Origin of the sequence: Arthrobacter sp. ov407 (assembly GCF_900102895.1) — a bacterium.
Classification (GTDB): domain Bacteria; phylum Actinomycetota; class Actinomycetes; order Actinomycetales; family Micrococcaceae; genus Arthrobacter.
On the sequence record NZ_FNGD01000001.1, the window covers coordinates 1 to 14407 of the forward strand.

11 protein-coding genes and 1 tRNA gene are annotated in these 14407 nt (G+C 67.6%); 6 read left to right on the forward strand and 6 right to left on the reverse strand.

The features are described 5' to 3' along the window. Window positions 1–654 precede the first annotated feature (654 nt). On the forward strand, window positions 655–1965 hold the full coding sequence (gene purD, locus BLS42_RS00005; RefSeq protein ID WP_090575958.1) for a phosphoribosylamine--glycine ligase: 1311 nt from the start codon (window positions 655–657) through the stop codon (window positions 1963–1965). A gap of 59 nt (window positions 1966–2024) precedes the next feature. Further along, the gene (locus BLS42_RS00010) at window positions 2025–2951 is read left to right on the forward strand and encodes a phosphoribosylaminoimidazolesuccinocarboxamide synthase (protein ID WP_090575961.1); all 927 of its coding nucleotides are present in this window, start codon (window positions 2025–2027) and stop codon (window positions 2949–2951) included. Between the two features lie 53 nt (window positions 2952–3004). Here the strand turns inward: BLS42_RS00010 and BLS42_RS00015 are convergent, their stop codons facing one another. Next, complete coding sequence (locus tag BLS42_RS00015; protein ID WP_090574554.1) at window positions 3005–4270, reverse strand: helix-turn-helix domain-containing protein; 1266 nt, start codon at window positions 4268–4270, stop codon at window positions 3005–3007. Window positions 4271–4400: 130 nt separating this feature from the next. Here BLS42_RS00015 and BLS42_RS00020 point away from each other — a divergent pair, with 130 nt between their 5' ends. Continuing rightward, window positions 4401–4619, forward strand: coding sequence for a hypothetical protein (locus tag BLS42_RS00020; protein WP_090574559.1), 219 nt, complete (start codon window positions 4401–4403; stop codon window positions 4617–4619). 165 nt (window positions 4620–4784) lie between these two features. On the opposite strand, the gene BLS42_RS00025 is transcribed toward BLS42_RS00020, so the two are convergent. The 5 genes from BLS42_RS00025 to BLS42_RS00045 all read right to left on the reverse strand — a co-directional run bounded on the left by BLS42_RS00025 (window position 4785) and on the right by BLS42_RS00045 (window position 12477). Then, a tRNA-Pro gene (locus BLS42_RS00025) sits at window positions 4785–4861 on the reverse strand. 140 nt (window positions 4862–5001) lie between these two features. After that, window positions 5002–6915 (reverse strand): ABC transporter ATP-binding protein, encoded by a 1914-nt coding sequence (locus BLS42_RS00030; RefSeq protein ID WP_090574562.1) that lies wholly within the window; start codon window positions 6913–6915, stop codon window positions 5002–5004. Then, window positions 6912–8735 carry an ABC transporter ATP-binding protein gene (locus BLS42_RS00035; RefSeq protein ID WP_090574565.1) on the reverse strand — a complete coding sequence of 608 codons (1824 nt, stop codon included), beginning with the start codon at window positions 8733–8735 and terminating at the stop codon, window positions 6912–6914. Before BLS42_RS00035 ends, BLS42_RS00030 begins: the two co-directional genes overlap by 4 nt. Before the next feature lie 439 nt (window positions 8736–9174). Then, the gene (locus tag BLS42_RS00040; RefSeq protein ID WP_090574569.1) at window positions 9175–10122 is read right to left on the reverse strand and encodes a metallophosphoesterase; all 948 of its coding nucleotides are present in this window, start codon (window positions 10120–10122) and stop codon (window positions 9175–9177) included. Between the two features lie 3 nt (window positions 10123–10125). Then, complete coding sequence (locus BLS42_RS00045) at window positions 10126–12477, reverse strand: transglycosylase domain-containing protein (protein ID WP_090574572.1); 2352 nt, start codon at window positions 12475–12477, stop codon at window positions 10126–10128. Window positions 12478–12514: 37 nt separating this feature from the next. On the opposite strand from BLS42_RS00045, the gene BLS42_RS00050 reads away from it, so the two are divergent. Genes BLS42_RS00050 through BLS42_RS00060 form a run of 3 tightly spaced genes read left to right on the forward strand, consistent with a single transcriptional unit; the run spans window position 12515 to window position 14203 of the window. Further along, window positions 12515–12670 carry a Sp36 family protein gene (locus tag BLS42_RS00050; RefSeq protein ID WP_003797879.1) on the forward strand — a complete coding sequence of 52 codons (156 nt, stop codon included), beginning with the start codon at window positions 12515–12517 and terminating at the stop codon, window positions 12668–12670. Between the two features lie 2 nt (window positions 12671–12672). Continuing rightward, window positions 12673–13275 carry a RidA family protein gene (locus BLS42_RS00055; RefSeq protein WP_090574578.1) on the forward strand — a complete coding sequence of 201 codons (603 nt, stop codon included), beginning with the start codon at window positions 12673–12675 and terminating at the stop codon, window positions 13273–13275. A 16-nt stretch (window positions 13276–13291) separates the two neighbouring features. After that, window positions 13292–14203, forward strand: a complete 912-nt coding sequence (locus BLS42_RS00060; protein WP_090574581.1) for an NUDIX hydrolase — start codon at window positions 13292–13294, stop codon at window positions 14201–14203. Window positions 14204–14407: the final 204 nt, after the last annotated feature.

The window sequence follows — 14407 nt, forward strand, 5'->3', positions numbered from 1 at the left end:
ACAAGCCGGCCTCCGCCGCGAGATCCTGGGCAGTTTCGCCCGCGATGAACCGTTCGACCAAGGCGAGCTTGAATTCGAACGAGTACACCTGTTTTGTCGGCTTGGCCATCAGCGCTCCTCGACCGTGGATTCTCCACCGCAGATAGAGAAGCTGCACCGGCGAGTGAGACACACCCAGCAGCCGCGCAGCCGCTTTATCCGCGATGCCCTTCTCAAACCACGCTACAGCGGCCTCGCGCTGCTCTTCGGATAACGGACTACGTACATGCATAAAACTGCTCCCCGGGAGTCGGAACTGAATTTCTCAGTCCAACTTCCGGGGAGCAGTTCAAACCCGGGAGTGGACATGCTCACGGGCACCTAGAGGGACATGTCCAGCCCCGGTCCTCCGGCATGGACTTTTTCCCCGGCACCACGGGACATGTCCAGCCTTGGGACCCAGGCAGGGACTTTTTCCCCGGCACCACGGGACATGTCCAGCCTTGGGACCCAGGCAGGGACATGGTGGCATTGTGTCCAGTGGCCGAGGCCGGGACTGGGCATGTCCCGCGGGGACTGTCCGCGCCCGGTCGTGCGCCGCCGCGAGGATTGAGCATGTCCAGCGGCCGACACAGCTTAGGAGCCGGCCGGGTGCACCACGTACCCTTGGAGACTGTGAAGGTACTTGTCATCGGCCCCGGCGGCCGCGAACACGCCATTGTCCGATCCTTGCTCGCTGACCCCAAGGTTTCCGAGGTCCACGCGGCCCCGGGCAACGCCGGCATCAGCGCCCTGGTCCCCACATATGCGATCGACGCGAACGATCCCGACGCCGTCGCCGCGCTGGCCGTCAGGCTCACCGTGGACCTGGTGGTGGTCGGCCCGGAGGCGCCCCTCGCTGCCGGTGTGTCAGACGCCGTCCGGGCCGCCGGCATCCCCGTGTTCGGCCCCGACAAGGCCGCGGCCCAGCTCGAGGCGTCCAAGGCCTTCGCCAAGGAAGTCATGGCCGAGGCCGGCGTCCCCACGGCCATGGCCCGGGTGGCCGGCACCGCCGAGGAAGCTGCCGACGCGCTCGACACCTTCGGCGCCCCCTACGTAGTCAAAGACGACGGGCTCGCCGCCGGCAAGGGCGTCGTCGTCACCAACAACCGGGACGAGGCCCTCGCGCACGCCCAAAGCTGCTTCGACGCCGGCGGCACCGTCGTAATCGAGGAATTCCTCGACGGGCCCGAGGTCTCCGTGTTCGTCCTCTGCGACGGCAGCAACACCGTGGCCCTGTCCCCGGCGCAGGACTTCAAGCGCATCTTCGACAACGACGAAGGCCCCAACACCGGCGGCATGGGCGCCTACACGCCCCTGGAATGGGCCCCCGAAGGCCTCATCCAGGAAGTGATCGACCGCGTCGCCCAGCCCACGGTCAACCAGATGGCCAACCGCGGCACCCCGTTCGTCGGCGTCCTCTTCGTAGGCCTCGCCCTGACCTCGCGCGGCACGCGGGTCATCGAATTCAACGTCCGGTTCGGCGATCCCGAAACCCAGGCCGTCCTCGCCCGGCTCAAGACCCCCCTCGGCGGGCTGCTCATGGCCGCCGCCAAGGGCGACCTGGACAAGGTGCAGCCGCTGCGCTGGTCCAAGGACACGGCGGTAGCCGTCGTCGTCGCCGCCGAGAACTACCCGGACACCCCGCGCACCGGCGACCGCATCCGGGGCCTGAAGAAGGTCGACGCCCTGGACGGCGTCCACGTGATCCACGCCGGGACCAAGCTCGACGGCGAAGGCAAGGTCGTGTCGGCCGGCGGCCGCGTCCTGGCCGTCGTGGCGCTCGGCACCGACCTCGTGGAGGCCCGGGAACGGGCGTACGACGGCGTCGAGCTCGTCCAGCTGGACGGCAGCCAGTTCCGCACCGACATCGGCGGTAAGGCCGCCCGCGGCCAAATCCGCGTAACGGCGCCGGGAACGCCGGCCGCGTCGAAAGCGAAGGCGTGAACGTGACCGAACCCGCGGCCCCGACGCCCAAGACCACGCCCGACACCACCCCTGAGACCCTGCCCAAGGGCGGACTGGACACCCCCACGCTGGACCTGCCCGGCTGGCAGCACGTTTACTCCGGCAAAGTCCGCGACCTCTACGTCCCCGCGGACCCGGCCTTCACCGAACGCTTCGGCCAGGACTGCGTCCTGGTGGTGGCCAGCGACCGTATCAGCGCCTACGACCACGTCCTGGCCAGCGAGATCCCGGACAAGGGCCGCATCCTGACCCAGCTGAGCCTGTGGTGGTTCGAACAGCTCGGCGTCGCCCACCACGTCCTCGCGTCCACGGTCGACGGCGGTGTTCCCGCCGCCGTCGAGGGCCGGGCCATGATCTGCAAGAAACTGGACATGTTCCCGGTCGAATGCATCGCCCGGGGATACCTCACCGGCTCGGGGCTCCTGGAGTACCGCGAGTCGGGCACCGTGTGCAGCATTCCGCTGCCCGCCGGCCTTGTCGACGGATCACGGCTGCAGGAGGCCATCTTCACACCCTCGGCGAAGGCCGAAGTGGGCGAGCACGACGAGAACATCACCTACGACGCCGTCGTGGGCCTCGTGGGTGCGGACGTCGCGGCGAATTTGAGCCAGCTGACCCTGGCGATCTACACCAAGGCCGAGGAAATCGCGCGCGGCCGCGGCATCATCCTGGCCGACACCAAGGTGGAATTCGGCCTCGACGCGGCCACCGGCGTCATCACCCTGGGCGACGAAGTGCTGACCCCGGATTCGTCACGCTTTTGGGACGCGGCCACGTACCGGCCCGGCCAGGCCCAGCCGTCCTACGACAAGCAGTATGTCCGGGACTGGCTGACCTCGCCCGAATCGGGCTGGGACAAGGCCTCCGACACGCCCCCGCCCGCCCTTCCGGCCGACGTCGTGGCGCGCACGCGCAGCCGCTATGTGGAGGCTTACGAGAAGCTCACCGGCCGGACGTTCGCCTAGCCCGGACGGGTGTTCGCCTAGCCCGCCCGTTCGCCTGGTCCGGCCGGGCCGGGCTATGCTTCCGCGGAAGCGGCCTCGGCCCGCCGCTGGGCCAGCTTGATCTCGAGCACGGCGTCCAGGGCCTGCTGGACCCGGTCCGAGGCGCCCGCCGCGCTGAACTCCTTCTGGGCTTCCTCAAGGTAGACCAGGGCCTCCGCGGACTCCCCGGCAGCCTTGAGGGCCTTGCCCAGCAGCAGGGAGACCTCGCCTGCCGTGTGCCGGGCCAGCGCCTCCCGCTCGGCGTGGATCTCACGCAGCTTCTGGACGGCGGCCACGATGTCGCCGGTGAGGTAGAGCCAGCGGGCCCGGATGAAGGCGACTTCCAGCTGGTCCGTCTTGTTGCCGCCGACAATCGAGAGGGCCAGTTCGGCGCGCTCGATCGATGACAGGGTCTCGGGCTCGACGATTCCGGAGGAGAGGCGGACCGCGGCGGAGGCCTTGTTGAACCGGGCCCACAGGTCGATGTCATTGGCCGGGGAAAGCAGCCGGCCGGCCCGCTCGTGGTATTTGATCCCCTCGGGGTAGTCGTGGCGCATGAAGGCCACGTTGCCGATCACCCAGGCCACCTCGCCGGCGAGCTGCGACATGGAGTGGTCGTCCATCTGGTCGTTCATGGCCTGGCAGTACTCCCAGGCCTCATCCAGCCGGCCGCTCTCGGCCAGGGCACCGATGAGGGCGCGGAGGGCGCCGATGATCATGGTGGAGCCCTTGGGCAGCTCTGCGCAGAGCCGCACCGCTTCCTGCGCATGCTCGACGGCGGCGGTCAGCTGTCCCTGCCCCTGCGAGGCTGCGGCGAGCATCTGTTCGGCCCGGACGCCGAGCCCGGCCGACTCCGCGGCCATCGGGTGCTCCAGCAGATTCTGGACCACGTCCTTGCACTCCTGCCAGAGGCCCTGCTTGATCAGGCACTCGGCCTGCATATAGGTCATGTTCCACCACGCGCTGGTGTTCTTGGCCTCCAGGGCGATCTTGGCGGCAGCGGCGGCGTGGGTGGCGGCCACGGGATAGTCCCGGAGGTCCCAGGCCTGCCGGGCATACAGCCCCGCGAGCACGTATTCGGCGTCGCTGACGGACACCGGCTGGCTCCAGGCCTCGAGCGCCTTGGGGGCCAGTTCAAGCCGGCGGGCAAGCTCTTCGATGACATCGGCAGTCGGTTCGCGGCGTCCGGTTTCCAGCAGCGAGATGTAGCTGGGGGAGTACAGGTCGCGGCCCAGCTCCGCCTGCGTCAGGCCCCGTTCGAGCCGTTCCGCGCGGAGCTTCTCCCCAAATCCGTTCCCCACGGATACCTCCTAATTCCGGACATTCTTTGTACTAAATGCTTGACAGTCTCTGTAGAAACCATTTTACAATGTGTGTCAACAAGGGTAGTGCTGACTTGGTTAAGGACCCCAACCCATATTGAGGAACTCTATGTTGAAGAAGATTGCAGCCGGCGCCGTTTTGGCGGGCGCACTGGCATTCTCCGCCGCGGCCCCGGCCGTGCTGTCCGCTGCTTCACTTACCGATGTCTCAGACGTTGCCGCCGTCGGCAACTGGCCCGACCCCATGCGCGTGGCCCAGGCGGTGGGCAATTGGCCCGACCCGATGACCCACTCGGTGAACGTCGGCAACTGGCCCGACCCGATGTAGCAACCCCGATGTAGCAGGTCCGGCACAGCCCCGGGAGATTTCTCCCGGGGCTGTGCCGTGTCCGGACAGCGTCCCGCGCCGGGAGGATCACCGGCGCCGGGAGAACACTAAATTGTGCGGGAAACGCAAAAGAGGACCCTCCGCGTGGAGGGCCCTCTTATGTTTTGGTCGGGATGACAGGATTTGAACCTGCGACCTCGTCGTCCCGAACGACGCGCGCTACCAAGCTGCGCCACATCCCGATCCGCTGCTTCAAAAGCAACTTCACAAGAGTATCCGATCAGGGCCCCGGATGTGAAATCGGGCCTGCGGCGACGGTGGGGTGACGACGTCGCCGCGCCGACGTCCCGGCCCGGGGCGGGCCGGTCCCAGCGGGAGCGGTTCAGACCAGCGAGTCCTTCCAGGCGCCGTGCAGCCGGGCGAAGGCGCCGCCGTCGCCGATCAGCTGCGCCGGGGTGCCGTCCTCGACGACGCGTCCGTCGTGCACCACCAGGACCCGGTCCGCCGTCTCCACGGTGGAGAGCCGGTGGGCGATGATCAGCGCTGTCCGCCCGGCGCCGGGGGCGGCGCCCGGTCCGGAGGCCGCGTCCGCGGCTGGCTGCCCGCCGGCCGTGTCCGGGGTGCCGGCCTCCCGCGTGCCGGTCTCCCGCGTCCCGCGCAGGAGCCCCGCGAGGCCCTGCTGGACCATGCGCTCCGACGGGATGTCCAGCGAGGACGTGGCCTCGTCCAGGATCAAGACGGCCGGGCGGGCCAGGAAGGCCCGGGCGAAGCTGATCAGCTGGCGCTGTCCGGCGGAGACCCGGCCGCCGCGCTTGTTGACGTCGGTGTCGTAGCCGTCCGGAAGTTCCATGATGAAGGCGTGCGCCCCCACTGCCCGGGCCGCGTCCTCAATTTCCTCGCGCGAGGCTTCGGGCCGGCCCAGGGCGATGTTGTCCGCGACGGAACCGCTGAACAGGAAGGCCTCCTGGGTGACCATGACAACGTTCCGGCGCAGGTCCTCGGTGGTGAGCTGGCGCAGGTCCACGCCGTCGAGGGTCAGGGACCCGGCGGAGACGTCGTAGAAGCGGGCAATCAGCTTCGCGAGGGTGGACTTGCCGGCGCCGGTCTGCCCGACGAGCGCGACCGTCTGGCCGGCGGGGATGTGCAGGTCCAGCCGCGGGATAACGACCGGGCCGTCGCCGTAGCGGAATTCGACGTCGTTGAAGTCGATGCTGCCCCGCGCATGGTCCAGGGCAACGGGTGTCCTCGGCGGCCGCACGGTGGGGATCTCCTCGAGCAGGCCCGAGACCTTTTCCAGCGCCGCCTGGGCGCTTTGGAAGGAGTTGTAGAACATCGCCATCTGGTCCACCGGCTGGAAGAAGCGCTTGGTGGACAGGATCAGGGCCAGGAGCACACCCACCTCGAGGTCGCCGTTGAGGACCCGGAAACCGCCCGTGAGCAGCACCAGGGCCACGCACACGTTCCCGATCAGCACCAGCCCGGGCTGGAAGATGCCGTTGAGGTTGATGGAGCGGACGGTCGCGCGCCGGTAGTCCTCGGACAGGTCGGCGTAGCGCGCGGCATTCTCGTGTTCCTTCCGGAACGCCTTCACGGCCCGGATGCCGGTCATGGTCTCCACGAAGTGCACGATCAGCCGGGCCGAGACCACCCGGGATTCGCGGAAGGCAATCTGTGAGTGCTTCTGGTACCAGCGGGCCAGGAAATACATCGGCACGCCGGCGGCCAGCACCAGCACGCCGCTGCGCCAGTCCAGGGCGAACACCGTCACGGCCGTAAACGCCATGAACAGCATTCCCGAGGCCAGCGAGCTCACGCCGGAGTCCAGGAGTTCGCGCAGGGCCTCCAGGTCCGAGGTCTGCCGGGCGATGATGCGGCCGGAGGTGTATTTCTCGTGGAATTCCAGGCTCAGCCGCTGCGTGTGGCGGAAGACCCGGACGCGGAGGTCCAGCAGCATCGCCTGGCTGAGCCGCGCCGTCGAGGTCACGTACAGGGCCGTCAGGCCGGCCGCCACGACGGCCGCGGCGAGGTATGCGACGCCGGCGAACACCAGGGGAAGGTTGTCGCCGGCGCGCACGGCCGGCAGGGCGTGGTCGATTCCGAAGGCTATCAGCACTGGCCCTGCCACGCGGGCGGCCTGGGACAGGACGACGGCGCCGATCGTCAGCCAGAAACGGGCCCGGACGGGGCGGATCAGGGAGCCCAGAAGGGTCAGGGAGCGCCGCCGGACGGCCTTGCTCTCGTTCTTGCTGAGGTGCGCGTTGTCCTCATTGGCGGTGCCGAACGTTGCGCTGCTCATCGGGAAATCTCCTCGGACTGGTCCTCGAGGGCGGACAGTTCTGAATCCAGGTCCCGCGGTTCCGGGTCCAGGCTGGCGATTACGTAGCGGTAGTGGCTGTTCTGGGCGAGCAGTTCCGCGTGCGTGCCGACGGCGGCGATCCGGCCGTCCTCGAGCAGGGCCACCCGGTCGGCCAGCGCCACCGTGGAGGGCCGGTGGGCCACGATCAGAGTGGTGGTGTCCGCGAGGACCTTGCGCAGCCTTGCCTCGACGAGGACCTCGGTGTTCACGTCCAGCGCCGAGAGCGGGTCGTCCAGGACCAGCACGGCCGGTTTCGCGGCGATGGCGCGGGCCAGGGCAATGCGCTGGCGCTGGCCGCCGGAGAGGCTGAGGCCCTCCTCGCCGATCAGGGTATCCACCCCGTCCGGCAGGGAATAGGCGAAGTGGGCCTGGGCGACGTCGAGGGCTTCCTCCAGGGCCGCGTCGCGGCCTTCCGCCGACCCGGCGTCGGGCGCGCCGAGCAGGACGTTGTCCCGGACGGAGCTGGAGAACAACGTGGTGTCTTCGAACGCCACGGCAACCGCCGTGCGCAGATCCTCCACGCCGAACTCACGCAGGTCTACGCCGTCGATGGTGATGGAACCGCCAGTGACGTCATAGAGGCGGGGGACCAGCTGCAGCAGCGCGCTCTTGCCGCCGCCCGTGATGCCCACGAGGGCCATGGTTTCGCCGGGCCGGATGTCCAGGGTGATGTTCTTGAGGATCGGTTTGTCCGGGGCGTCCTCGTACGCGAACGCGGCATTGCGGAAGCTAAGGGCACCCTTGAGCCCGGCCGGCCGGCGGGGCTGGTCCGGGCTGGTGATCGTGTTCTGCGCGTCCATGACCTCGAAGTGCCGGTCCACCGCGGACTTCGCGGTGAGGGCCATCGCCAGCAGCATGCCGCAGAACTCGACCGGCGCGGCGACCACGGCGGCGGTGGCGAAGAAGGCCACGAGGGACCCGATGGAGAGCTGATCCGTGGATGCCAGCAGGATGCCGACGACGAGGCCGGCGCCGAGGGCGAGCTCGGGCAGGAGCGTCACCACGAGGCTGAAGGTGGCCAGGTGTTTGGCCTTGACGATCTCCGTCTGCCGGAGTTCCTCGGCCTGTTCGTTGAAGTTCTCCAGGGCCTCGCGGCTGCGGCCGAAAGCCTTCAGGACGCGGATGCCGTGGACGGATTCCTCGACCGTCGTGGCGAGGTCCCCGGCCTGGTCCTGGCTGCGGCGGGCCACCTTGCTGAACCGGGTGCGGAAGCGGAATCCGTAGATCATGATCGGCACGGCGGCGGCCAGGAAGATCAGGGCCAGCTGCCAGCTCATGGCGAACATCACCGCGACGCCGATCACCACGGTGAGCGTGGTGACCACCAGCATGATGGCGCCGAAGGCCATCCAGCGGCGCAGGAAGTTCAGGTCCGTCATGGCCCGGGACAGCAGCTGGCCGGAGCCCCAGCGGTCGTGGAAGGAGACGGTGAGGTCCTGAAGGTGCCCGTAGAGGGAGACCCGCATCCGGGTCTCGACCGTGGTGGCCGGATTGATGACGAACTGCCGGCGCAGGGCCACGAGGCCTGCCTCGGCGATGCCCAGGATCAGGATGAGGAGCGAGGCGCCCCAGACGGCTTCCGCACTGCCACCGGGTTCCAGGGATTCGTTGACCAGCACGCGCAGCACCTGCGGGATGGCCAGCGCCATGACACTGGCCAGCAGTGCGCAGAGCAGGCCCATGACCAGCCGGGGCAGGATTGGCCTGACATGCGGGTAGAGACGGCTGATGGAGGTGAAGAATGAACTCTGCTTGGCCATGCCTGCTTCTTAAGACGCCCGTGCATAGATAGCACCGTTGAATGTAGTTTCCTGTAGCAACTACCCTAGGCCATCCAGTGACCGGATTCACACGTTGTCGTGCGCTCCCAGCATCTCGCCCAGTCATTACGATCCGCAATGGGTCCGGACGGCGGGCGCGTGGCCGCGGGACATGCTCAGTCGTGGCGCCGACCCCAGAGGGACATGTCCAGTCCTGGCCGCAGCCACAGCGGGACATGTCCAGTCTTGGCCGCAGCGGGTGGGCATTGTGGGTCTATGCCCATCGCTCGCGACCTGGGGAGGGCATGTCCCGTGGGCGGGGGCCCGAGGGGAAGGGCGTGTCCACCCGTCAGGCCGTCCACCCGTGCGGGCGGGGGCGCGAGGGGAGGGCATGTCCACCCGTCAGGCCTGAGGGTGGGCAAGCTCAGATGCGGGCAGGCTAGGCGCGGGAGGTCAGCGTGAGCAGGACGGCTTCGGGCCGGCAGGCGATGCGGACCGGGGCGAAGCGGGAGGTGCCGATGCCCCCGGAGACGTTCACCGGCGTCGTACTGCCGTTGCTTTCCCACGTGTGCAGGCCCCGGGCCCGCCAGGTGGGAAGGTCGCAGTTGGTGACAAGGGCCCCGTATCCCGGGACGCAGATCTGTCCGCCGTGGGTGTGGCCGGCCAGGAGGAGGTCGGCGCCGGCTTCGGTGAAGTGGTCGAGGACGCGCTGGTAGGGTGCGTGCGCGACGGCGATGCGCACATGCGGGTCGGCGTCCCGGCCCTTGGTGCCGCGCGGCCAGCCCGCGTACCGTTCGAGGCGCAGGTGGGGATCGTCGACGCCGGAAAAATCGAAGCGCATGCCCTTGAGCACCAGGGACTGGCAGCGGTTGGTTAGTTCCACCCAGCCTGACATGCCGAATTCGGACCTCAGCCGGGGCCAGTCGAGTGTCTCCGGGTCTTTGCGCTGCGCCGAGGGGCCGCGCAAATATGAGGCGGGGTTCTTGAACGTCGGACCGAAGTAATCGTTGGAGCCGGGGACAAACACGCCCGGGAACTCCAGCAGGGGAAGCAGGGCCGCCACGAGAGGGTCCACACCCTTGGCATGGCTAAGGTTATCGCCCGTATTCACCACAAGGTCCGGCCTCAACTCCGCCAGGGACGACAGCCACCGCGCCTTCCGGTGCTGGCCCGGAACGAAATGTATATCGGAGAGGTGGAGGATCCGGAACGGGGCGAACCCGGCCGGCAGGATGGGGAGGGTTTCCTCCCTGAGTACGAACTGGTTCTTCTCCCAAAGCCCGTACCCGGCGGCGGCCGCCCCTGCCGCCGTCCCGATCGCGGCGGTCACGGCAAAGCCGCGTCCGATGCTTCGAACGCGGCTCGCCAGATCATTTCCCCAGGTCATCGGCTACGGCCCCTTGCTGGGCGTCGGCTTTGGGTCGGCCGGCTTCGGGTCGGCCGGCTTCGGGTCGGCCGACGGCGGCGCGGACGGTGCCGGGTTCTGCGTGGCCGGAGGCGTGAAGTTGTTGTTGTTCCCGCCGTTGTCGTTGTTGGGCTGCTGGTACGGCTCCGCCAGCAGGTTCGACGGCGGCTCCGGGAACGGATCGGTGCCGTGCGAGGGGGCGATCTCGGCCATGAACCTGGAGAACATCGGCCCGGCGATCATGTACCCGTCGATGCCCTGGTAGAACTGGCCGTTCACGGTGATGTTCTGCCCTGCGCGCATCTGGTCAAGGAGCGGGTCACCGAACCACGCCGCCGTCGCCAGGCCGGTGGTGTGCCCGACCACCCAGGTGGAACCGTTGTTGTTCGACGTACCGGTCTTGGCCGCGATCGGGAAATTGGTACGGGTGGAAATGCGTGGCTGAATGAGCGCACCGGAGCCGCGGTTCAGGACCTCCTGCAGCGCGTGGTTCACGCCGCGGGCGACTTCCGGCTTGATGGCGTCCCGGCAGTTCGTGGCCTGGGCGGGCAGCTGGGCCCCGGTCGCATCCGTCACGGACGTGATCGCGATGGGATCGCAGTACCGGCCGTCGTTGGCGAAGGTGGCGAACGCACTGGCCATGGTCAGCGGCGACGTCTGGGTGGACCCCAGGAGGTTGGCCAATTGGGACATGTTGATCTTCGGATGCGCCTCGAGGATCTTGCCGGTTTCCTTCTCAACTGTGGGCAGGCCGGAGTGCAGGCCGACGGCGTCCACGATCCTTTGAATTCCGCAAAAGTCGAGCTGAGAGGCGGAGGCGAAGGTGATCGTGTTGATCGAGTTGTAGAGGCCCTTGAGGACCGTCATGGGCTTGTAGTAGCCTTCTTCGGCATTTTGCAGGTCCTCCGCGGCGCCCAGTTGCGCGTCGTGCTCCGGGGTGCTGTAGGCGCCGGTGGTGGTGCCGCAGGAGTTCTTCCACTGGAAGCTCAGGGGGTACCGTCGCACGGAGCCGTCCACCACGGTGTTCATGGACTTGCCCTCGTCCAGCCATTCGGCGAACGTGAATGGCTTCATGGTCGAGCCCGGCTGGGCACCGCCGAGACCGTTGAGGTCATTGCCCTTCTCGTCATACTTGTCGACATTGAAATTGAGCTGGGTGTCGAACTTCCCCTTGGCCGGCAGCCACGAGGTGTTTTGGGCCATGTTGGTGATCTTGCCGGTTTTTGGCTCCACTGAGACCAGCGCGGCGCCCCATTTGTCGGGATTGGCGCCGGCTGCAGCGTCCACCTGGGCCTGGGCCACGGCCTGGGCCTTCGGATCCAGCGTGGTCTTGATGGTCAGGCCGCCGCGGAAGATCTTCCGCTCACGCTCGGCAGCGTCGGCCCCGTAGGCCGGATTGTTCAGGAGTTGGTGGAGCACGTAGTCGCAGAAGTACGGCGACGTCTTCGAATAGGCACAGCCCTGGCGAGGCTGGGTGACCTTGGTCTTGACCGGCGTCTTGACCGCAGCATCGTAGTCGGCCTGCTTGATCTTGCCCTGGGTCAGCATCGCATGGAGCACGAGGTCGCGGCGGACCTTGGCGTGCTCCGGATTAGTGATCGGGTCATAGTAGGAGGGGCTGTTCACAACGCCGGCCAGCAGGGCCGCCTGCGGCAGGGTCAGCTTCTTGGCCGTGGTGCTGAAGAAGAGCCTGGATGCGGCCTCGATGCCGTAGGCGTCCCGGTTGAAGAACACGATGTTCAGGTAGCCCTCAAGGATCTGCTCCTTGGTGAACTTCTTCTCCAGCGCGATGGCCAACTTCATCTCGCGGAGCTTGTCCCCGACGCCCTTGTTGACACCGTTAAGGAGGACCTCGTCACCCTTGCCTTCGGCCTCCAGCGAGGAGTTGATGACGTTGTTCACGTACTGCTGCGTAATGGTGGACGCACCCTGCTTGTTGCCGCGGGCGGTGCTCACGAGGGCGCGCAGGATGCCGGTGGTGTCCACGCCGCCGTGCTCGTAGAAGCGGCTGTCCTCGATGGCGATGACCGCGTTTTTGATGTGCGGGGACATCTGGTCCAGCGAAACACGGGTGCGGTTTTCGGCGTAGAGGTTTGCGATCGGGCTGCCGTCGGCAGCCAGGATCGTGGTCGACTGGCTCGGCGGATCGACCTTCAGCTCTGCGGGAAGAGTGTCAAAGAACTGGATCGAACCGCTCGCCGCGCTGCCCGAAACGGCCGCCGCGGGGACCAGGAGGCCCGCCACCAGGACACCGCAAATAGCGCTCACGCCCAGGAAAAGAAGGATCTTTCCGAGGGTGGTGGCCGTGTCGAATAAAGGGTTCTTGCCAGTCGCCATGTTTTCCACTTTACCGGCAACGACTAGGCTTTATGTCATGACCAAATGGGAGTACGCCACGATTCCGCTCATTATCCATGCCACAAAGCAGATCCTCGACCAGTGGGGCGACGACGGCTGGGAGCTTGTCCAGGTTGTTCCGGGCCCTGACGGAAACGGCCTGGTTGCCTACCTGAAGCGGGAGAAGCAGTAGCCATGAGCACCCCCTCAGAAGCCGTTCCGGCCACTCCGGCGGGCGCCGAAAACGTCTCCGAAAACACCGCTGCCGCGACGGCCGGCACGGCGAGCCACGCCGCCGGCGCGGGCGCGTCGTCCGCCGTCGAGCAGCGCTTGGCCGAACTGGGCCTGACGCTCCCCGACGTCGCGGCCCCGGTCGCGGCGTACGTTCCGGCCGTCATTTCCGGCAACCACGTCTACACCTCCGGGCAGCTGCCGTTCATCAACGGCAAGCTCGAGGCCACCGGCAAGGTGTCCGCCGGCTCAGCGGGCGCCTCCGATGAGTGCACGGTGTCACCGGAAGACGCGAAGGCCTACGCTGCCGTCTGCGCCGTGAACGCCCTGGCTGCCGTCAAGAGTGTGATCGGCGACCTCGACCGCATCACGCGGATCGTCAAGGTTGTCGGGTTTGTTTCCTCCGACCCTTCCTTTACCGGCCAGCCTGGCGTCATCAACGGCGCCTCGGAGCTGCTGGGCCAGGTCCTCGGCGACGCCGGCCAGCACGCACGCTCCGCCGTCGGGGTATCCGTCCTGCCGCTCGACTCGCCCGTCGAAGTCGAACTGATCGCCGAATTCGCCTAGAAGACCGGTCACTTCGTTGCCTCAGTTAGAACGTCGCCTGTTTGTTCTGCCCCCCGATCTCGAGGGAGCAGCCCGTAGCTGGATTGAACACGGTGAGCGGACGCCCCGTGCGCCCCGCTTTGCTTCCTCGGTGATCCTCCTGCGGGACTCGCCCACAGGTTTGGAGACCTGGCTCGGTTACCGGACGGGGGCATCCCCGCTCGGGGTCCTCGCCTTCCCCGGCGGATCGCTGGAAGCGTCCGACGACGACGCCGTCGGCTGGCTTGGCCCCTCGCCCCAGCACTGGGCCGAGCACATGGGGACGTCCGACGTCGGGCTGGCGCGCCGCCACGTTGTCGGCGCCATCCGTGAACTGTTTGAGGAGACCGGTGTCCTGCTGGCCGGCCCCGACCTGTCCACCACGGTGGAGCTGACCTCCAGGGCCGACTGGATGCGCGCCCGCGAAGCCGTGGCGGACCAGGAGAAATCCTTCACCGACCTGCTCGCCAAGCGCGGGCTCTCCCTGCGCACTGACCTGCTCAAGCCCCTGGTGAACTGGCTCAGCCCCGATTTTGCGCACCGCCGGTTCAACACCCGCTACTTCGCCGCCACCGTGCCCGTGAACCAGCAGCCCTCGTTGCTGGCGAGCAAGGGTGTGTGGGGCCGCTGGGTGTGCGTCCGGAGCGTGGTGAGCGAGCGGGACACCACCGTGCTTGGCGACGAGGTGGGCCAGGAGAACACCGTCGGCCGAACCCTGGGCGAACTCCTGGTGCCCGGCTCGGAGATCATGCTCGAGAAGATGGCCAAGGCCAACGGCTGCATCGCCTACCTCAGCTACAAGCGCAAGGCCCACGTCTACCAGCCGAAGCTCGTCGAGGAAGAAGGCCGGCTCATGCTCGAAGTCGAAGCCGCCAAGACGATTGCCGGCGACCCTCAGCGGGAACGCTAGGCCCCGGAACGCGGGTTCAGGAGGCTCTGGGTCGGGGCTCTGGGTCGGGACATGCCCTTCCCTGGCCCGCACGGCTGGACATGCCCTTCCCTGGTCCGCATCGCTGGACATGTCCCTTCTTGCCGCGTGCCGGCCGGGGACATGCCCTCCGTTGGCTCTGGCCGGTGGACATAGTGGCATTATGTCCAGTCCTTGCTGCCGGGG

Bases quoted from the DNA above. Each gene is read 5' to 3' on its own strand.
- BLS42_RS00050 (WP_003797879.1), top strand. From the start codon at position 12,515: ATGACCAAATGGGAGTACGCCACGATTCCGCTCATTATCCATGCCACA.
- BLS42_RS00040 (WP_090574569.1), bottom strand. From the start codon at position 10,122: ATGACCTGGGGAAATGATCTGGCGAGCCGCGTTCGAAGCATCGGACGC.
- BLS42_RS00035 (WP_090574565.1), bottom strand. From the start codon at position 8,735: ATGGCCAAGCAGAGTTCATTCTTCACCTCCATCAGCCGTCTCTACCCG.
- BLS42_RS00045 (WP_090574572.1), bottom strand. From the start codon at position 12,477: ATGGCGACTGGCAAGAACCCTTTATTCGACACGGCCACCACCCTCGGA.
- BLS42_RS00020 (WP_090574559.1), top strand. From the start codon at position 4,401: ATGTTGAAGAAGATTGCAGCCGGCGCCGTTTTGGCGGGCGCACTGGCA.
- BLS42_RS00030 (WP_090574562.1), bottom strand. From the start codon at position 6,915: ATGAGCAGCGCAACGTTCGGCACCGCCAATGAGGACAACGCGCACCTC.
- BLS42_RS00055 (WP_090574578.1), top strand. From the start codon at position 12,673: ATGAGCACCCCCTCAGAAGCCGTTCCGGCCACTCCGGCGGGCGCCGAA.